The following is a 24,288-nucleotide window of genomic DNA, read 5'->3' as shown; positions in this document are numbered from 1 at the left end:
TGTAAAGTGTGGTGCTATAATGTGCACTATGCTGAAAAAAGATCAGAGATGAGAAAAGAGTCAGTAAGGGAGGATCACGTTATGACAACGGTGGAAGAGATACAGAAGCTTAAAAAAGAGAAGAATGCTGTCATTCTGGCACATTATTATGTGCGGCCGGAGGTGCAGGAAATAGCAGATTATATAGGGGATTCTTTTTACCTGAGCAAGGTAGCAACGAAGCTCCAAGAAAAGACAATCGTATTTTGTGGCGTTTCTTTTATGGGGGAGAGTGCAAAGATCCTGAATCCGGAGAAAACGGTTCTGATGCCGGATATGACAGCAGACTGTCCGATGGCACATATGGCAGATGTGGAGACGATCCGGAAGATGCGGAAAGAGTATGATGATCTTGCTGTTGTCTGCTATATCAATTCAACGGCAGCACTGAAAGAATACTCGGATGTCTGTGTGACATCTGCAAATGCAGTGAAGATCGTAAAAGAACTTCCGAACAAGAATATTTTCTTTATTCCGGATCGGAATCTGGCACATTTTGTAGCCGATCATGTACCGGAAAAAAATTTTGTTTACAACAATGGATTCTGTCCGACTCATGAACGGATGGAACCGGAGGATGTAGCCGAAGTGAAAAGGAGACATCCGGGGGCACAGATCGTCGCACACGGAGAATGCCGTGCAGAACTTCTTGTGATGGCAGATTACGTGGGAAGCACATCAGGAATCATCCAGTATGTAACGGCAAGTGATTGTCAGGAATTTATTGTCTGTACAGAAGAGGGTGTGGGTTACAAGCTGAAGGAACAGAACCCGGAGAAGACATTCTATTATCCGGACAAGCTACCGGTATGTCCGAATATGAAAAAGAATACGCTGGAGAAGGTATTGCATGTTTTGCAGACTGGTAAAAATGAGGTTCACGTAGATGCAAAACTTCGGGAAAATTCCAAAAAACCGTTAGAGAAAATGCTTGAGCTTGCTGCAAAATAAAAGAACCGGAAAATCAAAAATAAGAAACAATAGGTGACCGGATAAGAGAACCGGAGTTGGAGGGATAAAGTTGGAGATTAAGACAGATGTAGTGATCGTAGGAACCGGAGTTGGTGGTGCATTTTCTGCACTGAATCTTCCGGAGGATAAACAGATCCTTATGATTACCAAGTCAGATTTGGAAAGCAGTGATTCATTTCTGGCACAGGGTGGAATCTGTGTACTTCGGGATGATGAGGATTATGAGGGGTATTTTGAAGATACAATGCGCGCAGGTCATTACGAGAACAGGAAAGAATCAGTGGATATTATGATCCGCAGCTCGCAGGAAATTATTCATGATCTGATTGAATATGGTGTGGATTTTGCTAAAAAAGACGGAAATCTTGCATTTACAAGAGAAGGTGCGCATTCCAGACCAAGGATTCTTTTCCATGAAGATATTACAGGGAAAGAGATTACGAGTAAACTGCTCATGAATGTAAAGAAACGAAAAAATGTACAAATACACGAATATACAACTATGACAGACATAATTGTTAAAAATGGAAAATGTGCAGGTATTTTAGCGAAGACGGCAGACGGCGAAGAGATGAAGATCTATGCACAGGATACGATTTTTGCAAGCGGTGGAATCGGCGGAAGATATCAGCATTCTACAAACTTTCCACATCTGACAGGAGATGCTCTTGATATTTCCAGGAAGCATGGAATCCGTCTGGAGCATCTGGATTATGTCCAGATCCACCCGACAACTTTGTATTCTTCAAAACCGGGGCGAAGATTTCTGATTTCAGAATCTGTCCGTGGAGAAGGCGCAGTTCTTTATAATAAAGACGGAGAACGTTTTGTAAATGAGCTTCTTCCGAGAGATGTGGTGACAAAAGCAATCCGGGAACAAATGGAAAAAGACGGAACGGATCATGTATGGCTTTCCATGGAAAATATTGATAAGAATACGATCCTGGAGCATTTCCCAAATATCTGTGAGCGGTGCCGGGAAGAAGGCTATGACGTGACAAAAGAGTGGATCCCGGTTGTTCCGGCACAACACTATTTCATGGGAGGCATCTGGGTAGACAGCGACAGCAGAACTTCGATGGAGCATCTGTATGCGGTTGGAGAGACCAGCTGCAATGGCGTTCATGGGGCGAACCGTCTGGCAAGTAATTCTCTGCTTGAGAGCCTGGTGTTTGCAAAACGTGCGGCACATAAGATTTCCGGAGTGGAAAATGCAGTAAATCCTGTGCTGTTCTGTAAAGAGGCAATATAAAAGAAAAAGATTTGTTTAGAATGAGGAAAAAAGAAATGAATAAGATTACGATGACATTGAATGTAGACCATCTGATAAAAGAAGCACTGCAGGAGGACATTTCCAGTGAGGACGTGACCACCAATGCGGTGATGAAAGAAGCGGTGACTGGAGAGGTGCAGCTGATCTGCAAACAGGATGGAGTAGTTGCCGGGCTGGATGTATTTCACAGAGTATTTGAAATTCTGGATGAAAATGTGAAGACAGATTTCTATTGTAAAGACGGTGACGAAGTGAAAAAAGGAGAATTGATGGGGATTATTACAGGCGATATCCGTGCGCTGCTCTCAGGGGAACGGGTGGCACTGAATTATCTGCAGAGAATGAGTGGAATTGCGACTTATACACATTCGGTTGCAATGCTTCTGGAAGGAACGAAGACGAAGCTTCTGGACACCAGAAAGACAACGCCGAATATGCGTATTTTTGAAAAATATGCGGTCCGTGTCGGTGGAGGATATAATCATAGATATAATCTTTCCGACGGAGTGCTTTTAAAAGACAATCATATCGGAGCGGCAGGAAGTGTGGCAAAGGCGGTGGAAATGGCAAAGGAATACGCACCGTTTGTCCGCAAAATTGAGGTAGAAGTTGAAAATCTGGATATGGTGCGTGAGGCTGTTGATGCGGGAGCAGATATTATTATGCTGGATAATATGTCGCCGGAGGATATGAAGGAGGCAATCAGGATTATTGACGGACGTGCAGAGACAGAATGTTCCGGAAATGTAACAAAAGAAAATATTGACCGTCTGACGTCTCTTGGAGTAGACTATATATCAAGTGGGGCACTTACCCATTCAGCTCCTGTCCTTGACATTTCGCTGAAGAATCTGCATGCTATTTAAGCCGGTCTGGATTCAGCAAGAGTGAAGACAGGATTTGGCAGACAGAAGAGGAAAGTCTGTAATACGTCAGGCACAGAGCAGAATTGCAGAAAAAGGAGAGTTATATCGGGATGACAGGTTCCAGACGAAGAGAAGAGATTGTCAGCAAAATAAAGAGCAGTGAGGTTCCGGTACCCGGGAAAGAACTGGCGAAGGTATATGATGTAAGCCGTCAGGTCATTGTACAGGACATTGCGCTGATCCGTGCAGCCGGATATGATATCATTTCAACCAACCGGGGATATATTCTGAATGCACCGCATACGGTAACGAGAGTGTTCAAAGTCAGTCATACGGATGAACAGATGGAGGATGAGCTTTGTTCGATCGTGGATCTGGGAGGCAAGGTGGTAAATGTAATGATCAATCACCGGATTTATGGACATATGGAAGCACCTCTTGATGTGGCATCGCGGAGAAATGTCAAAGAATTCATGGAAGGGATCCATAGTGGAAAGTCCAGTCCGCTTAAGAATATCACTTCCAACTATCATTATCACACAGTTGAAGCGGATTCGGAAGAGACACTGGATCTGATCGAGCAGGTATTGAAGGAAAAAGACTATCTGGTGTCAAATACGCCTTGACAAGTTTCTGATATCTGTGATACGATTTTTTTGATATGGAAAAAGCGATGACGAAGAGAGTAGGTCTTTTGAATGTTTACAGAGAAGTCCCGCAGAGGCTGAGAGGGATGGCTGGAGAAAGACTGAAGATGGCTTCTGAGCAGCGCAGGTGAACATAAGGAAGCAACGAATCAGTTTCCTGTGCAAGCATGCGATGGGTTCCGCCCGTTACAGCGGCGAGTGCAGATATGGACTGCCAAAAACAGCAGACTGTACCCGGTGAGATTCTTCTTGTGAGGGAAGGATGAAGAGAAGTGGTAACACGGCAATAATCCCGTCTTCTATATTTTATAGAAGGCGGTTTTTTATTTAACAGGAAGTCTTTGTTAAATAAAAGGCACTATGTGCCAGAGATGTGCACTATTTTTAATTTATAGAAAAAGGAGATAAAGAATCATGGCAGACAAACCAAAATATTATATTACAACTGCAATTGCCTATACATCAGGCAAGCCACATATCGGTAACACATACGAGATCGTGCTGGCAGACGCAATTGCACGTTATAAGAGAAGTCAGGGATATGATGTGTTTTTCCAGACAGGAACTGACGAGCATGGACAGAAAATTGAATTAAAAGCAGAAGAAGCAGGTGTTACACCAAAGGAATTTGTAGATAACGTATCCGGGGAGATTAAGAGAATCTGGGATCTGATGAACACTTCTTATGACAAATTTATCCGTACAACGGATGATTATCATGAGAAAGAAGTGCAGAAGATATTCAAGAAACTGTATGACCAGGGAGATATTTACAAAGGACACTACGAAGGAATGTACTGTACTCCATGTGAATCCTTCTTCACAGAATCTCAGCTTGTAGATGGAAAATGTCCGGACTGCGGACGTCCGGTACAGCCTGCAAAAGAAGAAGCATACTTCTTCAAGATGAGCAAATATGCAGACAGACTGATTGAATATATCAATACACATCCGGAATTTATCCAGCCGGTAGCACGTAAGAATGAGATGATGAACAACTTCCTTCTTCCGGGACTTCAGGATCTTTGTGTATCCAGAACTTCTTTTAAATGGGGAATTCCGGTAGACTTTGATCCGAAGCATGTTGTTTATGTATGGCTTGATGCACTTACCAACTATATCACTGGTATCGGATATCACTGTGATGGTGAAAGCGATGAAATGTTCAATAAGAACTGGCCGGCAGACCTTCATCTGATCGGAAAAGATATCATCCGTTTCCATACGATTTACTGGCCGATCTTCCTGATGGCACTTGGACTTCCGCTTCCGAAGCAGGTATTTGGACATCCGTGGCTTCTTCAGGGTGATGGAAAGATGAGTAAATCAAAAGGAAATGTACTCTATGCAGATGAACTCGTAGATTTCTTTGGCGTAGATGCGGTTCGTTACTTTGTTCTGCATGAGATGCCGTTTGAAAATGATGGCGTAATCTCCTGGGAGCTGATGGTAGAAAGACTGAATTCCGATCTTGCCAATACACTTGGAAACCTTGTAAATCGTACCATTTCTATGACAAACAAATATTTTGGCGGTACAGTTACTGATAAAGGTGTGACAGAAGAAGTAGATGCAGATCTGAAAGCTGTGACAGAAAATACACCAAAGGCAGTAGAAGCAAAAATGAAGGAGCTGCGTGTGGCAGATGCAATCACAGAAATCTTCAATCTGTTCAAACGCTGTAACAAATATATCGATGAGACCATGCCGTGGGCACTGGCAAAAGAAGAAGACAAGAAGGATCGTCTGGAAACAGTTCTGTGGAATCTGATCCAAAGCATTTCCGAAGGTGCGAAACTGCTTGAATCTTTCATGCCGGAAACAGCTGAAAAGATCCTGGCACAGCTTGGTGGCGGACATGTGGTAGAAAAACCGGAAATCCTGTTCCAGAGACTCGACCTGGAAGAAGTCATGAAAAAAGTAGAAGAGCTTCATCCAAAGGTTGAAGAAGAAAAGAAAGAGGAAGAAGAAGGAATCGACATCGAAGCAAAACCGGAGATCACTTTTGAAGATTTTGAAAAGATGCAGTTCCAGGTAGGCGAGATCATTTCCTGCGAAGCAGTCAAGAAATCCAAGAAACTGCTCTGCTCACAGGTTAAGATCGGAAGTCAGGTAAAACAGATCGTTTCCGGAATCAAAGCACACTATACACCGGAAGAAATGGTAGGTAAGAAGGTTATGGTTCTTGTGAACCTGAAACCTGCAAAACTCGCCGGAGTGCTTTCAGAAGGTATGTTGCTCTGCGCAGAAGATGCAGATGGTAATCTTGCGCTGATGACACCGGAGAAGAAGATGCCGGCAGGAGCAGAGATCTGTTAATTAAATGATTGGATAAATAAAAACGAGGAGAAGAATCCAGGATCTGGAAACTTCTCCTCAATTTTTAATATTGAGAATTGTCTGATTTTTTTTCATCTGTGATACTTTCTTCGCTGTTCAGCTTTGATTCTAAACCTGCATTCTTTTCTTTCAGTGTGGCAAGCTGGTGATTCAGCTCCAGATTTTGTGAGTACAGTTTTTTGTTCGACTGTTTGAGTGTATGTATTCTGCACATAGAAAAAATAAGGAGAATAGCAAGTACAATAAGAGTAACATCTTTCCATATTATTTTATTTTTCATAAACCTTTCCCTCCCGTTGCATCCTTTTTGCTGTGTAATAATTATACATCAAACCCGAAAATTTACCACTGGCAAAGTGCTATATTTTATAGAACAAATAGAGCGAAAATTAGTGAAAAAGAAAAGAACCGGATAATTTCCGATTCTCTTCTTTTGCAAGTAATCTTTAAGTTTACAGAATATCAATATATTCTCCGGCAAGTGCTTTGTTCATACTTCTTACAGCACAGAATTTTCCGCACATACTGCAGGTATCGCTGTGGTCATCTTCTGGTTTACGACTATCACGGATTGCCTTTGCTGTTTCAGGATCGAGAGCGCAGGCGTACTGTGCATCCCAGTCAAGAACACGGCGTGCATCAGCCATCTTGTCATCGATATCACGTGCATGCGGGATACCTTTTGCAATATCGGCAGCGTGAGCAGCAATTTTAGAAGCAATGATTCCCTGTTTGGTATCTTCTACGTTTGGAAGAGCAAGGTGTTCTGCCGGTGTAACGTAGCAAAGGAAAGCAGCTCCGCTCATAGCGGCAACAGCTCCACCGATGGCTGCAGTGATGTGGTCATATCCAGGAGCGATATCTGTTACCAGAGGTCCGAGTACATAGAACGGTGCGCCCATGCAGATGCTCTGTTGCACTTTCATGTTGGCAGCAACCTGATCCAGCGGTACATGTCCAGGTCCTTCGACCATAACCTGTACATTATGATCCCATGCGCGCTTGGTCAGTTCTCCGAGGCGGACAAGTTCTTCAATCTGGCATACATCTGTTGCATCAGCAAGACATCCCGGACGGCAGGCATCACCAAGAGAAATAGTTACGTCGTATTCTTCGCAGATGTCGAGGATTTCATCGTAATGTTCATAGAATGGGTTTTCTTCTCCGGTCATGCACATCCATGCAAAGACAAGACTTCCTCCACGGCTTACGATATTCATTTTACGTTTATGTTTTTTGATCTGTTCGATGGTTTTTCTTGTGATTCCACAGTGAAGTGTGACGAAGTCCACGCCATCCTCAGCATGAAGACGGACAACATCAATAAAATCCTGTGCAGTAAGAGTTGCCAGGTCTCTCTGATAATGAATAACACTGTCATAAACCGGTACGGTTCCGATCATAGCCGGGCATTCATGAGTCAGCTTCTGGCGGAATGGCTGGGTATTACCATGGCTAGAAAGATCCATGATTGCTTCTGCGCCGAGATTAACGGCACTCATAACTTTCTGCATTTCGATATCGTAGTCTTTGCAGTCGCGGGAAACACCTAAGTTAACATTGATCTTGGTACGAAGCATGCTTCCGACACCTTCCGGATCAAGGCAGGTATGTTTTTTATTTGCACAGATGGCAACTTTTCCTTCTGCGACAAGCTGCATCAGTTTTTCAACCGGCATATGTTCTTTTTTGGCTACAGTTTCGATTTCCGGAGTCAGAATTCCTTTTCTGGCAGCGTCCATCTGGGTTGTGTAATTTCTCATGTTGTTTTGCCTCCGTTTCTTATTTGTCTGATACCAGGGTCAAAAGCACGTAGCAATCTGGTATCAAAGGGGTCAAAATACCTTTTGCCCCAACATCATTTGTATGTGAGTATCACAAAAATCTGGCGTCAGCAAAACACGGACAGCGTACACGAAAAAAACCAGACACAGCCTGATAGGTACACTTCCAGTTCGGAATGATAGAATTGCTAACGCCTTTGTCGGAAAATTTCCGGCAATGAACAGGATTTTATTTGAAAATCTCTGCCTTTTATTACGCGATACAAGGTGGTGTCCCCGGTGTAACGCGGTTTCATTTACAGCAGAGTGCTGTAAGAATGAATGATGATTATGCTTCTTTGATCTGTGACATAACGCCGCCTTTTTCCAGAACTGTGATCAGGATGAAAGCAAGGATGCTTCCTGCGACAGTGGAAATAAGGAATGGAACGACATAAACGAAAAGTCCTGCCGGCGCAATTCCCATCAGATACAAAGCAACCGGATAAGCGGCAAGTGCGCCAAGGAATCCGGTTCCGATCGCTTCGGCAAGGCAGGTAAGACTTAAGATGTGGAATTTTTTGTAGACAAGACCACAGCATAAAGCACCGACCATGCTTCCAGGGAAAGCCATAAGGCTTCCGAGGCCGAGCAGATTGCGGAGTAAACTTGCACAGAATGCAATGCCAACGCCCCATGCAGGACCAAGTGTTACGGCGGCAAGAATGTTGACCATATGCTGTACCGGAGCACATTTGCTTCCGGCAACCGGTACACTGATAAAGCTTCCGACGATTGCAAGCGCGGTGAGAACACCGGCAAGTGCGAGTTTCTTTGTTGTATTATTTTGTTTCATAGTAGAGTTCTCCTTTCAAAATGAACTTCCTGTCTCATTGTATACACAAAAAAGGAACCCCACACCTGAGTGGAGTTCCTGCTGTCCGTAATCACTGAACACATCATCTTCGTGTTCCTGATATGTCATGTAAAAAATAAGAGATGCGGAGGCATCTTTATCAAATACATGGTATACATTCCCTCCGTTGGCATTATCCAAATCAGGTTACAGGTCGGGATAAATAAATCCCCTCTCAGCCGGCAATCTCCAGCTCCCTGGTACATATAAACTTGTACAAATAGAATTATAGCGCGGTATGCCGGATTTGACAAGAGGAAATGAAAAAGTATCTCAGAAAAGACATTGTGCAGAATCAGAGTATATTTTTGTACAATAAAAGACGGACAGAAAGTTCTGCCCGTCCGGAATTTCATTACCGTCTTATGTAGAATACAGCAGAGATTAGCTGAGCTCTACCTTTAAAGCATCTTCCGGTTTGAATTCATTGTAAAGGTCATAGATGTTGTGACCAGTAGACTCGCTGAGGACACGACCTTCCAGAGAGTAGCAGCGGATGAAACGCTTTTTGTCGATTGCTGACCAGTGCTCTACATCCCAGCTCATGTATCCGTCTTCATCAGACTTCTTTTCTTTCAGGTATACATCAACCTGGCGTCCGTCTACCATAATGTCTACAAGTTTCTTTGTGTCAGCTTCCAGCTCGACATTGTTTACAGTGTCAAATACTTTCATTTTAAAATCCTCCTATAATATCTGATCAGAATCTTCAGAAATATATTCCCCATACATTTGCAGATGTGATCTATTTGCACTATCTATAGTATACATAGAAGAAACCGGATAAGCAAGTAAAAAAAGTGACTATTCAGCGGCTAAGAATGTGTGGTATACTTAGAACATCTGAGAGCAGTCAGTAAAAAGAAAGCGAGACGAAGGAAATGATATTTGATACACATGCACATTATGATGATGAACAGTTTGACGGGGACCGGGATGAGCTTTTAAAATCTATGCCGGATCTTGGAGTTGGAACAATCGTGGATGTAAGTGCGACTTATGAATCCTGTGAGAAGGTTTTGGCACTTGCCGGAAAGTATCCACATGTTTATGCTGCAATCGGTGTGCATCCGGATGAGGTTGGAGAACTTAACGAAGATAAGATCCAGCACATGAAAGAACTCTGCTGTAACAAAAAAGTGGTTGCAGTCGGAGAGATCGGTCTGGATTATTATTGGGATAATGAACCGCATGAGGTACAGCAGAAGTGGTTTATCCGCCAGCTGGAGCTCGCGGGAGAAGTAAAGAAACCAGTAATTATCCACAGCAGGGAAGCTGCCGCAGATACCATGTATATCATGAAAAATTATGCACAGGGGCTTGGCGGAGTTATTCACTGCTATTCCTATTCACGTGAAATGGCTGAAGAATATGTGAAGATGGGATTCTATATTGGAATCGGTGGAGTCGTCACATTTAAGAATGCAAAGAAATTAAAAGATGTCGCAGCTGCGATCCCGATCGAGAAGATCGTGCTGGAGACAGACTGCCCGTATATGGCACCGGAGCCGTACCGTGGCAAACGGAATCAGTCTTCTTATATCCAGTATGTAGCTGAGAAAATTGCAGAGTTAAAAGAGATGAGTCCGGAAGAAGTGATCGCTGTGACAGAGAAAAATGCGAGAGATCTGTACGGCATCTAAGACGCAGGCAATGAATAATCAGGAGAATAACAGATGAAAACACCTACACTTGGAAATCCGCAGAATACCATTGAGATTCTGCAAAAATATAATTTTAATTTTCAGAAAAAATTTGGACAGAACTTTCTGATCGATGAGCATGTGCTGGATAAGATCATTCGTGCAGCCGAGATCACAAAGGATGATTACGTGTTGGAGATCGGCCCTGGAATCGGGACGATGACACAGTACCTTGCCTGTGCGGCAAGAGAAGTAACTGCAGTTGAGATAGACCGTGCGCTGATTCCAATTCTTGAAGACACGCTGAAAGAATATGACAACGTATCAATCATCAATGAAGATATCCTGAAGGTGGATATTGCAGCACTTGCAAAGGAGAAGAACGGAGGACGGCCGATCAAGGTGGTTGCGAATCTTCCATATTATATAACGACACCGATCATCATGGGCTTATTTGAAAGCCATGTGCCGCTTGAGAGTATTACGGTTATGGTACAGAAAGAAGTGGCTGACCGTATGCAGGTAGGACCGGGAACAAAGGATTATGGTGCACTTTCACTTGCTGTACAGTATTACGCAGAGCCGTATATTGTTGCAAATGTACCCCCGAACTGTTTCATGCCGCGTCCGGCAGTCGGCTCAGCAGTAATCCGCCTGACAAGACATCAGAAGCCTCCGGTAGAGGTTATGGATGAAAAGCTGATGTTCCGCCTTATACGGGCATCCTTTAATCAGAGGAGGAAGACTTTGGCAAATGGCCTTAAGAATTCAGGAGAGCTGAATCTTTCGAAGGAAGTCATTACTGCTGCGATAGAGAAACTCGGAAAAGGAAGCAGTGTCCGGGGAGAAGCACTGGATATGGAAGAATTTGCTAGATTGACTAATATTATAAAGGAGGAAATGGAGCATGAGGTATGAAATCAAGGGTGATACCCTTCCGGTAGTGATCTGCCATCTGGAAGCTGGCGAGCGGATGATCACAGAGCGGGGATCCATGGCATGGATGTCTCCGAATATGAAGATGGAGACTTCGACAAATGGAGGATTTGGAAAAGCATTTGGAAGAATGTTCTCTGGAGAAGCGATGTTCCAGAATATCTATACCGCACAGGGCGGGAATGGACTGATCGCATTTGCATCCAGCTTTCCGGGTTCGATCAAGGCATTTGAAATCGGACCGGGGCAAGAATATATTTTTCAGAAAAAAGCATTCCTTGCTGGCGAACCTGGAGTAAATATATCTGTTCATTTTCACAAGAAAGTGGCTTCAGGACTATTTGGCGGAGAAGGATTTATCTTGCAGAAGGTATCCGGAAATGGAATTGTATTTGCAGAATTCGATGGACATGTGGTAGAATACGAATTACAACCGGGGCAGCAGATCGTGATTGATTCCGGTTATTTGGCAGCGATGAGTGTAACATGCCAGATGGATATCCAGACTGTGCCGGGACTTAAGAATATTGTCTTTGGCGGAGAAGGATTATTTAATACGGTTATTACAGGACCGGGACATGTATGGCTTCAGACAATGCCGATCAGCAGTGTGGCAGATTCATTGAGGCCATATTTTCCAACAAGTAGTAAGTAGTTTACAAATAAGAAGAAGGGACGGGGGACGATGCTAAAAGTGCGTGTTTCCGTCCTTCATTCATACTTTCTGCAGTATTTGCAGAGTCTTTAACAGAAAGGAGTAGGTGTATGACAAATTCAGTGAACAGTGCGAAAAATCTGGATAGCATTCTGTTTGATATTTCGCCGAAAATCAAGGAACTTGCCGGATTATGTGAAGCGAATACCGGGATCGACAAAGAACTTTTTGTAAAGCATGATGTAAAAAGAGGTCTCCGTGATGTAAACGGAAAAGGAGTCCTTGCGGGACTTACCAACATTTCCGATGTATGTGCTAAAAAGATTGTAAATGGCGAAGAAGTTCCGTGTGCCGGTAATTTGTATTATCGAGGCTATAACATCAAGGATCTGGTTCGTGGATTCCTGGATGCGGATCATTTTGGATATGAAGAAATTGCATATCTGCTTCTTTTTGGTGAACTTCCGACGGTTGTACAGTTGGATGGGTTTCATGAGACACTGACGGAGAGAAGGACACTTCCGCCGAATTTTGTGCGCGATGTTATTATGAAGGCACCGAGCCATGATATGATGAACAATATTTCAAGGGCGATTCTGAATCTGTATTCTTACGATGAAAAAGCTGATGATACTTCAATCCCGAATGTTCTCAGACAGTGTCTGAACCTGATCAGTGAATTTCCGATGCTGATGGTCTACGGATATCATGCATACAATTATCGTCAGGGTCAGGATATGTACATCTATGCACCGGATCCGCAGAAGTCCACCGCGGAAAATATTCTGATGATGCTTCGTGAAGACCGACAGTATACGGAGCTGGAAGCAAGGATTCTGGATATGGCACTTGTGCTGCATATGGATCATGGTGGTGGAAATAACTCTACATTTACTACCCACGTTGTCACTTCGTCCGGAACAGACACCTATTCTACAATTTCTGCTGCAATGGCATCGTTAAAAGGTCCGAAGCACGGCGGTGCGAACATCAAAGTGACGCAGATGTTTGCTGATATGAAAGAAGAGGTCAAAGACTGGGAAGATGACGATGAGGTAAGAGCATATCTGGAAGGTCTGCTTGCAAGGGAGAGGTTTGATAAAAAAGGTCTGATCTATGGAATGGGTCATGCGATTTATTCAGTATCTGATCCACGTGCTGAGATTTTCAAGAAATTTGTGGCTCAGCTTGCACATGAAAAAGGATACGATAAAGAATACGCACTTTATGAGAAAGTGGAACATATGGCACCGGAAATCATTGCCGAAAAAAGAAAGATGTATAAAGGGGTAAATGCAAATGTCGATTTTTACAGCGGACTGGTTTACCATATGCTTGGAATTCCGGAGCAGCTTTATACGCCGATCTTTGCCGCAGCGCGAATCGTTGGATGGAGTGCACATCGTCTGGAAGAGCTGATCAATGTGGATAAGATTATTCGTCCGGCATATATGCCACTGGCAGAGTATCGAGAATATAAAAATTTAAATGACCGATAGTGTTGACAAACTGCTATGTAGTATGTAAAATAAAGAAGCAACTGATATGTTCAAATGACATATCAGACATTTCAAAGAGACATTTCTCAAATTGTACGATATTGTGTAAACTAGACATCAGGAAAAAAAGACTTGCGGAGGGTTGACCTATTATGGTACAGAGGAATATACGTTTTATGACTACAGGACAATTGATGACTTTTTGTAATGTTTGCCAGAAGATGAATGCAGATATTACGGTAAAGGATGTGACAGGACGTTTCGAGATCGATGCCAAATCGATCGTGGGACTGATGACGATAAGAATGGGAGAGAAGATGCATCTTCTGATCGAAGGCGAAGAGGAACATCTGGCCGACAGTTATTTTGAAAAATTTGACTGTACACCGGTTACGATTCCGTTCAGTTAAAGGCGGCACTGGATATGCCGGAGATATACGGAACAAGGAGCAGGAAGATGGAAGTTACCTATGATTATTACCGTATTTTTTATTATGCGGCAAAGTATAAAAGTTTCTCACAGGCGGCGACAATCCTGATGAGTAATCAGCCGAATGTAACGAGGGCAATCCACAATCTGGAAAGTCAGCTTGGATGCAGATTATTTATCCGGTCTAACCGGGGAGCAGAGCTTACACCGGAGGGAGAACGGCTTTATTCACATGTTGCAATTGCATACGATCATCTGCATGCAGCAGAGCTAGAGCTTGAAAATGAAAAGAAGCTGGAACAGGGAACCGTAACGATCGGGGTAAGTGAGATTGCATTGCATTTGCTTCTGCTTCCGGTGCTGGGAGAGTTTAGAAGAAAGTATCCTAAAATCAGACTTCGCATTTCGAGTTATACAGCACCACAGGCGATACAGACGGTTCGGAACGGACTTTCAGATTTTGCGGTAGCATCTACACCGGCAGAGGTGAAAAAGCCTTTAAAGGCAATTCCGCTTCTTTCATTTAAAGAAATTCTGGTTGCGAATGCGGCGTACAAAGATATGTTTAAAGAACCGGTAAGTTTGAAAAAGCTGGTGGAGTATCCATTTATCTGCCTTGGGAAAAACACGTCAACTTATGATTTTTATACCAGATTTTTTCTGGAGCATGGAATTGCAATGACGGCAGATACCGAAGCAGCAACCATCGATCAGATTCTGCCGATGGTAAGACAGAATCTGGGAATCGGGTTTATTCCGGAACCGCTTGCACAGGAAGTGATTGAGCAGGGCATTGTCATTCAGGTTCCACTATTGGAAGAACCACCGGTAAGAGAAATCTGTTTTGTGGAAGATAAGAGCAGTCCTCACAGCATGGCGGCAAACGTATTGAAAGAGATGCTGTTTCAGGCTGGAGAGAAAGAGTAAACTTTATAAGAAAGAATTATTTTGACCGGAACCAGGTGATCATCAGATCAACCATCCGGTCATAACTTTTTATCCCGTCACTTTGACCATTTGCTTTCAGATAGTGGTCATTGATCTGACCAGATACTTCGGCGACCTTGCTGTCATATCGCTTCCAGAAGCTGCTGTTAGCCGAAAGATCTGCCTTTACATTGTCAGAAAGCCTGTTGTAGATTTCCTCAAAGGTGTCGTAGTCGGCTTCGTAAAGTTCATTGGTTGCGTAGATCCAGCCAAGAAGATAGCCGCTGTAGTTGAAAGCGGTATCGTCGGCATTTACACAGGCGAGAAAACCGATAAAATTTGCTTCTTCCTCCTGCATAAATCCACGCAGATGCGAAAGCTCGTGACAGATGGTAAATGGAAGATTGTAGGAAACCATTGCGGAGTTATAGTTTGCCTCAATGGTAAATGGTGAATAGATCCCGGAAAGATTCTGTACCGAGAGAAAAGCCGGAAATAAAAGACCTTTTGGCTGTGGATAGTATCCGGAAAGTTCAGGGTAGGTAGCACCGAGGGAGAACATAGCAGCCCGTGCACGATCCTGCAGATCCTTACCCATATCAGCAAGACCGTCAAAATCCCGGTCTAAAGAGTCAGAAAGTGTATTTAACTGATCAGTCAGTTCGTTGCATAAAGAGGTCAGTTCAGCCAGAGTATACTGACCGGATTCCAGGTGATATTTTTCTGCAAATGAAGTATGTCCGTAGTTGATTCCGCAGAAAAAAGTATAAATGGTAAACAGACATCCGCAGAGAAGCAGGAGTGAGGAACCGTAGCCGAGCCAGGCAGGGTTCTTTTTTTGGGCATACATTTTGTAAATGGAGCTGATCAGCATTCGGATCAAGGAAAGAAACAGAAGAATGACAAAAATATACAATCCAATTTCAGAAACAGAAAATTGGAAGATTCCAAAAAAGCGTCCGATGGACGAAACGAAAAGCGGGTAAATGGTGGAAGAATACCAGTCCGCGAATGCAGAGCTTTTGTGGCTGGTGAAAAGAGCAAGGAAACTTATGGCAAATAAAAGAATTGAAAGAATAAGTTTATGTAAAGTAGGGCGTTTCATAATAAATCCTTTCCGGTAATTGAGGATAAAAAGTATGATGTACCAGAGAGACATTCGTGCAAGGCCGTAAAAGGTTTGAGTTCATTTGATGATGAATGGCCTTGATTAACGTTCTGTGCAGGTAGGTATCCGGGCACACGGTACTGTATTTACAAATAAAATATGGGACGGAGGATAACCTTCGTCCCAGAATAATATTCTGTAAAAATCAAAGTGCGGCAATCGGGCATGCCCGATTGCGCTCACTTTATGAGGGGGGGAGATAGTTGTTTCCCAACTATCCATCTATTACTATACGATGAAAATGTGTCAAAAGTGTTAAGAAATTATAAAATCTGATTAAAAATATAAAAATGATAGGTTTATAGAATATTAAAAAAAATCCACAACGCAAGAACCTCTCCATAATGGAGAGGTTCTTGGTGTTTTTATTGTTATCTAAAAGGAATGAGAGTAAAGTGCAGCAATCAGAATTCTGACTGCTTCTACTTTATGAGGGGGAGATAGTTGCTTTATCAACTATCTGATTATTAGTATACAGATAATTTGTGACAGAAATATGTTCAAACTCTAAAAAAAATCAAAAAAATATGAAGAAGAAATAAACAAAACAGGAAAAAATAAAAAAGGTGGGTAGTTAAATTAATTGTCATTAGCGTCAGGTAGGTGTCTGCTGGTGTGGTGGAAGGTGAAGTAGAAAACAATTCCTTTGGTGATAGAGGTAATTGTAAGTGCCCACCATACACCATTCAGATCGAGGCTGGTTTGAGTGAGGATCATGGCAAGTGGGATTCTGGCACTGGTGAGGACAATGCTGATGATACTGCAAAGCTTTGTCATACCAAGACCGGAAAGTGCGCCGATGGTCATAAGCTCAATGGTCATAAAGGTTTCGCTGAATCCGATGATGATCAGATAGTTGATCGCAATCGCCAGAACATCTTTTTCGTGGAAGAAAAGGGAAGCAATCGGTCCTGGCAGGAATACGAAAGCACCGGTTACAATGAATCCCCAGACAGCGAGGATTTTAAATGAAATATTATATCCTTTCCGAATACGGTCTGGTTTCTTTGCACCGTAGTTCTGACCAACGAAAGCATTTAACGCAGCAGCAAAGCCGTCAGCAGTGTTCCATGAAACAGATTCAATCTGTCCGCCGACTCGCTGTGTGGCAATGGCACCTGCCCCGAATGCAGAAACCATTCGTGTGAGAATCATGGAAATCATGCAGTAAATACTGCTTTGTACTGCTGTCGGAAATCCAATTTTAAAAATACTGATGTAGTATTTTGCAGGGAAACGCGACAGTACATGCATGTTTTGCAGAATATTTGGTTCCAGATCAGAGTGCATAATCCGAATCAGCATGACGATCAGAACCAGTATCTGCGAGGTCACGGTAGCAACTGCAGCGCCAACAACCTCAAGCCTTGGAAATGGTCCAAATCCGAGGATCAGAATCGGATCCAGGATCATATTACCAACCAGTCCAAGAAGATTTGCCATAAGCGGTGTCTTGGAATCTCCCTGCGCAGTAGAAAGTCCGGTCAGAGTCAGATTTAAAAATGAAAACAGAATCAGTCCGCAGGTAATCAGTGTATATAATTTCGCAGCGGTATAAGTTTCTGCATCTCCGAGGTGAAAAAAGCCGAGCAGCGGATGAATAAACACGATACATACTGCAGCAAATAAAATTCCCAGTAAAAATGTAAGTCGCAGAGCGGAAGCGGCATATCCCCTTGCCTGTTCATAGTCTCCACGTCCGCAGGCCTGTGCGACATTGACCTGTCCGCCCATTCGCGGAAGTGCCACGAGTCCTTGTGAGAGCCAGACGTACATTCCCCCAACGCCCACCCCGGCAACGGCTTTGGAACCCAGCATGCCGATCCATGCCATGTCCGTAATATTGTAGGCTGTCCCCAGCAGCGAGGAAGCCATGATCGGAAGTGCCAGCTCTGCCAGCGTCTTTAGAATCGGCCCGGAAGTCAGGTCGATTGTTTTTGTTTTACTCATTTTCTCAAATCCTTACCTGTAAAAATAATAAAATTCACCAGTGCTGCAAATATGTCAGCATGGCGTACTATGATAAGGATAACTTATGAGGAGGGGAAAGTCAATCTGGAGAATTCGCGAAATAAACATGCTCTTTCAAGGAAGGATGGAGAAGATAACCAGAATTCCAAAATAAAAGCCTTTGACTGCACGCCACGTGCAGCTATAGGCTAGAAAGGGAAAGGAGGATATTGGACCTTGGAAGAAGAAAAACAGGAAAGCAGGGGAAGCTGATGGAAAAAATAATAGTACAAAAACTTCATGAAATAGAAGAAAAAGAGCATGGTAAAATATTACTGGCAGGTCAGTGGATTCTGGAGAGTGAAATAGCAGGATTGAGAGAGAAAGCGGGAAAATTAAGGGAAGAAAAAAAGGTAAGTTGGGAGAAATTGAATGAGATATTTTTGAAGGAAGTTTAATCAGACATACATCCCTTCGCTTTTGCATAGATTGTAAAAAAAACAAACTATGCAGGGGTTTTTATGAAAGATTATATTGAGGAGAGAGCGGTTGAGATTGCTTATTATATTATTGAAAATAAGGCGACGGTGAGGCAGACGGCGGTGGCGTTTGGAGTAAGTAAGAGTACGATACATAAAGATGTAACAGAACGTCTTCTCCAGATCAACCCATCTCTTGCAGGTGAGGCGCGAAAGGTTCTGGATCTGAACAAATCGGAACGGCACATCCGGGGCGGACTTGCTACCAGAGAAAAGTACCTGCATCAGCACGCATAAAAAATCCTTTTCTTTGCAAAAAGATGGTGTATTACATTTTTACAGTATATAATAGAGAAAACGGGGATATACAAAAGAGAAGGGACAGGAAAAGAGAAGAATGGGGAAAACGAAACAAAAACAGGATCGAAGTCATTATCTGTTTTCCAATCGGGAACTGGCAAATCTGATCGGACCTTTGGTAATCGAGCAGTTATTGGCAGTTTTTGTTGGGATGGCAGATTCTATTATGGTTGCAAATGTTGGAGAAGCAGCTGTGTCGGGCGTGTCGCTGGTTGACAATATTATGATTCTGATCATCAATATTTTTGCAGCACTGGCGACTGGTGGAGCAGTTGTTGCCGGACAGTATATTGGCAGGAAAGATGAAAAATCAGCATGTAAAGCGGCTACACAGCTGGTATGGTTTGTGAGCCTTAGTGCGGTTGCGATCATGATATTGGTTTACTTTGGAAAAGATATAATTCTGAATCAGGTATTTGGTCACATTACAGCGGAAGTAAAAGGACATGCAGATATTTATCTGCTAATTGTAACAGCTTCGATTCCATTTATCGCGTTATATAATGGTGGGGCAGCAATTTTCCGTGCGATGGGGAATTCGCAGGTATCCATGCGGGTATCGCTTTTGATGAATGCGATCAATGTAACCGGAAATGCAATTCTTGTGTTCGGATTACGGATCGGAACGGCGGGTGTTGCAATACCGACACTGATTTCCAGAATGGTTGCCGCGATAGTGATAACAGCGTTGCTCTGCAATCAGACACGTATCTTGCATATTGAGCGGACACTGAAAATCCGGTTTGATGGAAGAATGATACGGAAAATACTTGCAATTGGGGTTCCCAATGGTCTGGAAAACAGTATGTTTCAGCTGGGCAAAATTTTAGTGCTGAGTCTGGTTTCAACCTTCGGTACTTATGCAATTGCGGCAAATGCAGTTTCCAATGCGATTGCGCTGTTCCAGATTCTTCCTGGAATGGCGATCTCGCTGGCAATTACGACAGTTATTTCCCAGTGCGTCGGCGCAAATGACTATGAACAGGTACGTTACTATCTGAAAAAACTGCTTGCGATCATTTATGTGGCAATGGTGGGAACGGTAGCACTTATTTTCCTTGCACTTCCATTGATTTTGAAAGCATACAATTTGTCAGATCAGACAGCAGCGGCAGCAACAAATATTATTCATTTCCATGGAATCAGTGCAATGATTATCTGGCCACTTTCATTTGCTCTTCCAGCAGCGTATCGTGCGGCAGGAGATGCAAAAGCCTGTATGTATACATCGATTGTGTCGATGTGGATTTTCCGGATCGGATTCAGTTATCTGGTAGGAAAATATATGGGACTGGGAGTATTTGGCGTGTGGGTTGCAATGGTGATCGACTGGGTAGTACGTGCAATCTGTTTTATTATCCGGTACTTTAATGGAAAGTGGAAACATGGGGCAATTGTGTAAATACAGAAGAAAGTTGTCATTTGTGTTAGAAAGATGATGCTTGAATATGAGTTTTAATTGCAGACCAGAGTTCAAACTTTGGTTTGGGCGATAGAAAATGCTTGTAAAACATCCAGAGCTCTACTATAATAAAATATAAAAGCAATAAATAGAAAAAGCGGTCTGAAAGGATCGTATTTTACAGGAGGAAAACCTTGAAGAACGAATTAGTGATTGTACTTGACTTTGGTGGACAGTATAACCAGCTTGTCGCAAGACGTGTCAGGGAATGTAATGTATATTGCGAAATTTATTCTTATAAGATTGATATCGAAAAGATTAAAGCAATGAACCCGAAGGGAATTATCCTGACAGGAGGACCGAATAGCTGTTATGAACCGGATTCACCGACTTATTCTGAAGAACTCTTTAAGCTTGGCATTCCGGTACTTGGTCTTTGTTATGGTGCACAGCTTATGTCTCACGTACTTGGCGGAAAAGTTGAAAAAGCTGACGTCAGAGAATATGGTAAGACAGAAGTCATCATCGACAAGAAAGATTCCAAAGTATTTGAAAATGTATCTGCAACAACAACCTGCTGGATGAGCCATTTTGATTATATTTCGCAGGTGGCACCGGGATTTGAGATTACTGCACACACAGCAGACTGTCCGGTAGCAGCAGCAGAAAATGCAGCAGAAAAGCTTTATGCAATCCAGTTCCATCCTGAAGTGCTTCATACACCGGAAGGAACCAAGATGATCAACAACTTTGTAAAGAATGTCTGTGGATGTGTCGGCGAATGGAAGATGGATGCATTTGTTGAAAATACCATCCAGGAAATCCGTGAAAAAGTTGGGGACGGAAGAGTACTTCTTGCGCTTTCAGGCGGAGTTGATTCCTCTGTGGCAGCAGGACTGCTTTCCAGAGCAATCGGCAAACAGCTTACCTGCGTATTTGTAGATCACGGTCTTCTTCGTAAGAATGAAGGCGATGAAGTTGAGGCAGTATTTGGACCGAATGGTCAGTTTGACCTGAACTTTATCCGTGTCAATGCACAGGAAAGATACTACAACAAGCTTGCCGGAGTTACAGAACCGGAAGCAAAGCGTAAAATTATCGGAGAAGAATTTATCCGTATTTTTGAAGAAGAAGCAAAGAAGATCGGTGCAGTAGAATTCCTTGCACAGGGAACGATTTACCCGGACGTTGTAGAAAGCGGACTTGGCGGAGAATCAGCAGTGATAAAGTCTCATCACAACGTAGGAGGACTTCCGGAGTATGTTGATTTCAAAGAAATCATTGAACCACTTCGTGATCTCTTCAAAGATGAAGTCCGCAAGGCAGGTCTTGAACTTGGACTTCCGGAGAAGCTTGTATTCCGTCAGCCATTCCCTGGACCGGGACTTGGAATCCGTATCATCGGAGAAGTAACGGCTGAAAAAGTACGGATCGTACAGGATGCAGATGCAATTTACAGAGAAGAGATTGCAAACGCGGGACTTGACTGCAGCATCGGACAATATTTTGCAGCCCTGACCAACATGAGAAGTGTTGGTGTTATGGGTGACGAGAGAACTTACGATTATGCAGTTGCACTTCGTGCAGTGAATACGGTAGATTTTATGACTGCTGAGGCAGCGAAGATTCCGTATGAAGTACTTGATAAAGTAATGAGCAGAATTATCAATGAAGTTCGTGGGGTTAACAGAGTATTCTATGATCTGACGAGTAAACCGCCGGGAACGATAGAGTTTGAGTAGAATCCGGTGAGCCGCAAACCCTTTGTTTATAAGGGGTTCAAGGCTCTCCGTTTTCACGATTGCACACTGATTGCACAGTGCGCGGTCTTAAAGTAGAATAAGAAACGCGGTTTGTGGACCGCGGACGGGTGCTTCTTCTTGGTGGTAGGGCACCCGTTTTTTCTTCCTCATGCACGGTGGTAGTCCGCCGTGTGTTGGTTGCTCGTGTAGTTCGCGATGCTCGTCTTCGGCTCACTGTAGTTGAGGATGCCGGTGAGCTTCTTTGCGACTGCTTGGTTGGTATTGGGATACAGGTGCCCATATGTCCCAAGCGTGGTCTGTATCTTCTCATGCCCGAGCCGTTCCTTGAGGAGCAGTGGGCTTTCTCCCATGTTGATGAGAAGTGACGCGTGGGAGTGGCGGAGGTCGTGAACCCGGACGCGGTGAACGCCTGCGAGGTCTGCGAGCTTCTTCATCGCACGCGGAAGCCTTGTCTTTGTGGTCGGAAGCCCGTTGTAGCTCAATACGAACTCGCAGTCAGGGATGACAACGCGCTGCACCTTGCGCCATGCGGCGAGTTCGGAAAGCGTGTCCTCATCCAGATAGATGGAGCGGATTGCCGCACGCGTCTTCGGTTTCGTGAACTTGTAGTCCGACTGGTTGTGGTAGTAGAGCGTTTTGGTGATGGAACAAAGCCCGGTCGTGAAGTCGATATCGCTCCACAGGAGGGCAGATGCTTCCCCAAGCCGCATCCCACTCATGAATAGGAAGAGCAGGCTGATGAACAGGTAGTGCTCGTAGTAGTCTCCCTTGTAGAGTTTGGAAATCACCTTCTCGAACTCATCAAGCGTCCAGAAGTCCACAAGCGGTTTCTGCCCACGAACGTTGCCGACCATCCGTGACGGGTTCCTTTCCGTAATGCCCAATATGACGGCACGGTCGAAGGCAACGGAGAGCATTCCCTGTGTGACGCGCACGTAGTTCGGGCTATATCCTGCGCGGATGAGGGCAAGCTGCCAGTTCTGTATGTCGATTGGCTCGATGGCATCGGTAAACTTCTCGTAGAAGCAGGAGAAGTGTTTCCGCACCGTACCGGCGCGGTTCTCGAAGGTACTCTCCTTTACCTGTGTCTGATACCAAGGCAGGTAGGTGTCCTCAATGAACGTTCCGAAGGGAATCCTTTTCTGTTCGGTGGGAAGCGATTGGGAAGCAAATTGCAAAACGAGTTTTGCATATTCCTCTTTCGCTTCTTTTTTTGTCTTGAATCCGCTCCGGTATTTCTGAATCCGCTTTCCCGTGGAATGGTCGAATCCGAGATTGGCGCGGAAATAGTAGGTGCCGTTATCGGCTTTCTTAATTTGGTCGTTTGCCATTTGTCTTTACTCCTTTTTCAGGAGCGCGACCAGCGGCATCACCGTCTAAGGCAATCCCAAGAAGCTCCTCGACGGCTTCCGCCGGAACGCGGTCGAGCTTGCGTGAGGAGTAGAAGGGATAGCCCTTCTCAACCATGCGAATTTTCGCCAGACGGATGATATCGGTGGCGAAAGAGTTCCCATAGCCGAGGGCAACTAAATCTTTTTTCGTTACGGTTACCATGGCTCTCCTTTTGACAGGAAAGCAGACTACTCGTCTTTCTGACTGTATTGTAGCAGGTCAGAGCGCGTTTGTATATAGTCTGCTTCCTTTCCTTCTTTCTGGTTGTCTGGTTTCCTGTGTTTGTGGTTTTACTGTTTACGGTTTAAACCTCAGCATCGCACGCAACAGCTTCGCCTGCATGAACGATTTCATCGAGAGGTCGATGCCGTAGTCCCAGAAACCATCCGCATCGGTGTAGAACCCGGTGCAGAGTCCGTCCATGAAGTCGTTGAAGTAATCGAGTACCGCCCCGGCGGCAAGGGCATCTCCGCTTGTCGCGGCAACGACGGTATCGTAGTCAATCTTTGTCTTTGCCATGCGGGTCACCCCCTTCCGTCAGAATGTCCGCAAGACGGGCGAGCGCACGGGCGCGACGGTTCTGTACCGTGGAGCGCGGGAACCCCATGTCCTCACCGATACGCCTATCCGACCAACCGGCAAAATAGGAGAGCAGGATTATTGCCTGCTCCTCTGGGCAGAGTTTTTCCAGCGCATCCGCGAGGTCTTTATCTGTCACGCCGATAGGCTTCCCGGCGGCATCGAATACGGTTTCCCGCTCCGGCACGTCCTGCCAGTCCGCAAGGCTTTCGAGTTCGCTCCTTCTGAGGTCGCAGAACAGCACCTCGCGGTTGCGTCTCCTTTTGCGCTCCCTTAAAACATCCGTCCG

General features: G+C 44.2%; 25 protein-coding genes, 1 riboswitch and 1 other annotated feature. Of the genes, 15 read left to right on the top strand and 10 right to left on the bottom strand.

What is annotated here, in order from left to right; translation table 11 throughout:
* The first annotated feature begins 81 nt into the window (after nucleotides 1-81).
* The 5 genes from nadA (at nucleotide 82) to metG (ending at nucleotide 6,116) form a co-directional block, all read left to right on the top strand.
* Nucleotides 82-990 carry a quinolinate synthase NadA gene (gene nadA / locus AB5213_RS11415; protein ID WP_368276707.1) on the top strand — a complete coding sequence of 303 codons (909 nt, stop codon included), beginning with the start codon at nucleotides 82-84 and terminating at the stop codon, nucleotides 988-990.
* Between the two features lie 70 nt (nucleotides 991-1,060).
* On the top strand, nucleotides 1,061-2,263 hold the full coding sequence (locus AB5213_RS11410; protein ID WP_211133827.1) for an L-aspartate oxidase: 1,203 nt from the start codon (nucleotides 1,061-1,063) through the stop codon (nucleotides 2,261-2,263).
* Between the two features lie 35 nt (nucleotides 2,264-2,298).
* Nucleotides 2,299-3,150 (top strand): carboxylating nicotinate-nucleotide diphosphorylase, encoded by an 852-nt coding sequence (gene nadC / locus AB5213_RS11405; RefSeq protein WP_022220419.1) that lies wholly within the window; start codon nucleotides 2,299-2,301, stop codon nucleotides 3,148-3,150.
* 110 nt (nucleotides 3,151-3,260) lie between these two features.
* Nucleotides 3,261-3,776 carry a transcription repressor NadR gene (locus AB5213_RS11400; protein ID WP_055248154.1) on the top strand — a complete coding sequence of 172 codons (516 nt, stop codon included), beginning with the start codon at nucleotides 3,261-3,263 and terminating at the stop codon, nucleotides 3,774-3,776.
* A 38-nt stretch (nucleotides 3,777-3,814) separates the two neighbouring features.
* Nucleotides 3,815-4,100 (top strand) — a binding site (T-box leader).
* Between the two features lie 111 nt (nucleotides 4,101-4,211).
* Nucleotides 4,212-6,116: a methionine--tRNA ligase gene (gene metG / locus AB5213_RS11395; protein ID WP_173692103.1), complete on the top strand. Its 1,905-nt coding sequence runs from the start codon at nucleotides 4,212-4,214 to the stop codon at nucleotides 6,114-6,116.
* Nucleotides 6,117-6,180: 64 nt separating this feature from the next.
* Here the strand turns inward: metG and AB5213_RS11390 are convergent, their stop codons facing one another.
* From AB5213_RS11390 to AB5213_RS11375, 4 genes are all read right to left on the bottom strand, one after another.
* Entirely contained in the window at nucleotides 6,181-6,417 is a 237-nt protein-coding gene (locus tag AB5213_RS11390) for a hypothetical protein (RefSeq protein ID WP_008374104.1), read from the bottom strand.
* 172 nt (nucleotides 6,418-6,589) lie between these two features.
* Nucleotides 6,590-7,900 carry a phosphomethylpyrimidine synthase ThiC gene (gene thiC / locus AB5213_RS11385; protein WP_008374102.1) on the bottom strand — a complete coding sequence of 437 codons (1,311 nt, stop codon included), beginning with the start codon at nucleotides 7,898-7,900 and terminating at the stop codon, nucleotides 6,590-6,592.
* A gap of 349 nt (nucleotides 7,901-8,249) precedes the next feature.
* The gene (thiW, locus tag AB5213_RS11380) at nucleotides 8,250-8,756 is read right to left on the bottom strand and encodes an energy coupling factor transporter S component ThiW (RefSeq protein WP_173685868.1); all 507 of its coding nucleotides are present in this window, start codon (nucleotides 8,754-8,756) and stop codon (nucleotides 8,250-8,252) included.
* 160 nt (nucleotides 8,757-8,916) lie between these two features.
* A riboswitch (TPP riboswitch) is annotated at nucleotides 8,917-9,026 on the bottom strand.
* A 174-nt stretch (nucleotides 9,027-9,200) separates the two neighbouring features.
* Nucleotides 9,201-9,491, bottom strand: a complete 291-nt coding sequence (locus tag AB5213_RS11375) for a hypothetical protein (protein ID WP_022220418.1) — start codon at nucleotides 9,489-9,491, stop codon at nucleotides 9,201-9,203.
* Nucleotides 9,492-9,697: 206 nt separating this feature from the next.
* On the opposite strand from AB5213_RS11375, the gene AB5213_RS11370 reads away from it, so the two are divergent.
* The 6 genes from AB5213_RS11370 (at nucleotide 9,698) to AB5213_RS11345 (ending at nucleotide 14,906) form a co-directional block, all read left to right on the top strand.
* Nucleotides 9,698-10,459: a TatD family hydrolase gene (locus tag AB5213_RS11370; protein WP_055261551.1), complete on the top strand. Its 762-nt coding sequence runs from the start codon at nucleotides 9,698-9,700 to the stop codon at nucleotides 10,457-10,459.
* Nucleotides 10,460-10,492: 33 nt separating this feature from the next.
* Complete coding sequence (gene rsmA / locus AB5213_RS11365; RefSeq protein WP_175305797.1) at nucleotides 10,493-11,377, top strand: 16S rRNA (adenine(1518)-N(6)/adenine(1519)-N(6))-dimethyltransferase RsmA; 885 nt, start codon at nucleotides 10,493-10,495, stop codon at nucleotides 11,375-11,377.
* Nucleotides 11,367-12,050 (top strand): TIGR00266 family protein, encoded by a 684-nt coding sequence (locus AB5213_RS11360; RefSeq protein WP_055248162.1) that lies wholly within the window; start codon nucleotides 11,367-11,369, stop codon nucleotides 12,048-12,050. The genes rsmA and AB5213_RS11360 overlap by 11 nt, the downstream gene beginning before the upstream one ends.
* A gap of 110 nt (nucleotides 12,051-12,160) precedes the next feature.
* Nucleotides 12,161-13,549, top strand: a complete 1,389-nt coding sequence (locus tag AB5213_RS11355; RefSeq protein ID WP_368276706.1) for a citrate/2-methylcitrate synthase — start codon at nucleotides 12,161-12,163, stop codon at nucleotides 13,547-13,549.
* A 176-nt stretch (nucleotides 13,550-13,725) separates the two neighbouring features.
* Entirely contained in the window at nucleotides 13,726-13,959 is a 234-nt protein-coding gene (locus AB5213_RS11350; protein WP_242859491.1) for an HPr family phosphocarrier protein, read from the top strand.
* Nucleotides 13,960-14,006: 47 nt separating this feature from the next.
* Nucleotides 14,007-14,906 carry a LysR family transcriptional regulator gene (locus AB5213_RS11345; RefSeq protein WP_008374087.1) on the top strand — a complete coding sequence of 300 codons (900 nt, stop codon included), beginning with the start codon at nucleotides 14,007-14,009 and terminating at the stop codon, nucleotides 14,904-14,906.
* A 16-nt stretch (nucleotides 14,907-14,922) separates the two neighbouring features.
* On the opposite strand, the gene AB5213_RS11340 is transcribed toward AB5213_RS11345, so the two are convergent.
* The gene (locus AB5213_RS11340; protein WP_368276705.1) at nucleotides 14,923-16,011 is read right to left on the bottom strand and encodes a DUF3810 domain-containing protein; all 1,089 of its coding nucleotides are present in this window, start codon (nucleotides 16,009-16,011) and stop codon (nucleotides 14,923-14,925) included.
* Between the two features lie 642 nt (nucleotides 16,012-16,653).
* Complete coding sequence (locus tag AB5213_RS11335; protein WP_368276704.1) at nucleotides 16,654-18,024, bottom strand: MATE family efflux transporter; 1,371 nt, start codon at nucleotides 18,022-18,024, stop codon at nucleotides 16,654-16,656.
* A gap of 230 nt (nucleotides 18,025-18,254) precedes the next feature.
* Here AB5213_RS11335 and AB5213_RS11330 point away from each other — a divergent pair, with 230 nt between their 5' ends.
* The 4 genes from AB5213_RS11330 (at nucleotide 18,255) to guaA (ending at nucleotide 22,007) form a co-directional block, all read left to right on the top strand.
* Nucleotides 18,255-18,482 carry a hypothetical protein gene (locus AB5213_RS11330; RefSeq protein WP_368276703.1) on the top strand — a complete coding sequence of 76 codons (228 nt, stop codon included), beginning with the start codon at nucleotides 18,255-18,257 and terminating at the stop codon, nucleotides 18,480-18,482.
* 63 nt (nucleotides 18,483-18,545) lie between these two features.
* A complete protein-coding gene (gene spoIIID, locus AB5213_RS11325; RefSeq protein ID WP_055155744.1) occupies nucleotides 18,546-18,800 on the top strand; it encodes a sporulation transcriptional regulator SpoIIID in 255 nt (84 codons plus the stop codon).
* Nucleotides 18,801-18,900: 100 nt separating this feature from the next.
* A complete protein-coding gene (locus AB5213_RS11320) occupies nucleotides 18,901-20,265 on the top strand; it encodes an MATE family efflux transporter (RefSeq protein WP_173685873.1) in 1,365 nt (454 codons plus the stop codon).
* Between the two features lie 194 nt (nucleotides 20,266-20,459).
* The gene (guaA, locus tag AB5213_RS11315) at nucleotides 20,460-22,007 is read left to right on the top strand and encodes a glutamine-hydrolyzing GMP synthase (RefSeq protein ID WP_368276702.1); all 1,548 of its coding nucleotides are present in this window, start codon (nucleotides 20,460-20,462) and stop codon (nucleotides 22,005-22,007) included.
* A 167-nt stretch (nucleotides 22,008-22,174) separates the two neighbouring features.
* Here the strand turns inward: guaA and AB5213_RS11310 are convergent, their stop codons facing one another.
* The 4 genes from AB5213_RS11310 to AB5213_RS11295 form a co-directional block, all read right to left on the bottom strand.
* Complete coding sequence (locus tag AB5213_RS11310; protein ID WP_118382993.1) at nucleotides 22,175-23,359, bottom strand: tyrosine-type recombinase/integrase; 1,185 nt, start codon at nucleotides 23,357-23,359, stop codon at nucleotides 22,175-22,177.
* Nucleotides 23,340-23,582 (bottom strand): DUF3173 domain-containing protein, encoded by a 243-nt coding sequence (locus AB5213_RS11305; RefSeq protein WP_055167997.1) that lies wholly within the window; start codon nucleotides 23,580-23,582, stop codon nucleotides 23,340-23,342. The genes AB5213_RS11310 and AB5213_RS11305 overlap by 20 nt, the downstream gene beginning before the upstream one ends.
* A 135-nt stretch (nucleotides 23,583-23,717) precedes the next feature.
* Nucleotides 23,718-23,939, bottom strand: a complete 222-nt coding sequence (locus AB5213_RS11300; RefSeq protein WP_055167999.1) for a helix-turn-helix domain-containing protein — start codon at nucleotides 23,937-23,939, stop codon at nucleotides 23,718-23,720.
* Nucleotides 23,920-24,288, bottom strand: a 369-nt coding sequence (locus tag AB5213_RS11295; protein WP_368276701.1) for a sigma-70 family RNA polymerase sigma factor, incomplete at its 5' end; no start/stop codon positions are given. The genes AB5213_RS11295 and AB5213_RS11300, both read right to left, overlap by 20 nt.

The organism is Coprococcus sp. RTP21204st1_G4_RTP21204_210225 (assembly GCF_040915385.1).
Taxonomy (GTDB): Bacteria; Bacillota; Clostridia; order Lachnospirales; family Lachnospiraceae; genus Allocoprococcus; species Allocoprococcus comes.
The sequence above is the reverse complement of the archived record's forward strand: the minus strand, read 5'-3'. Positions and strand labels throughout refer to the sequence as shown.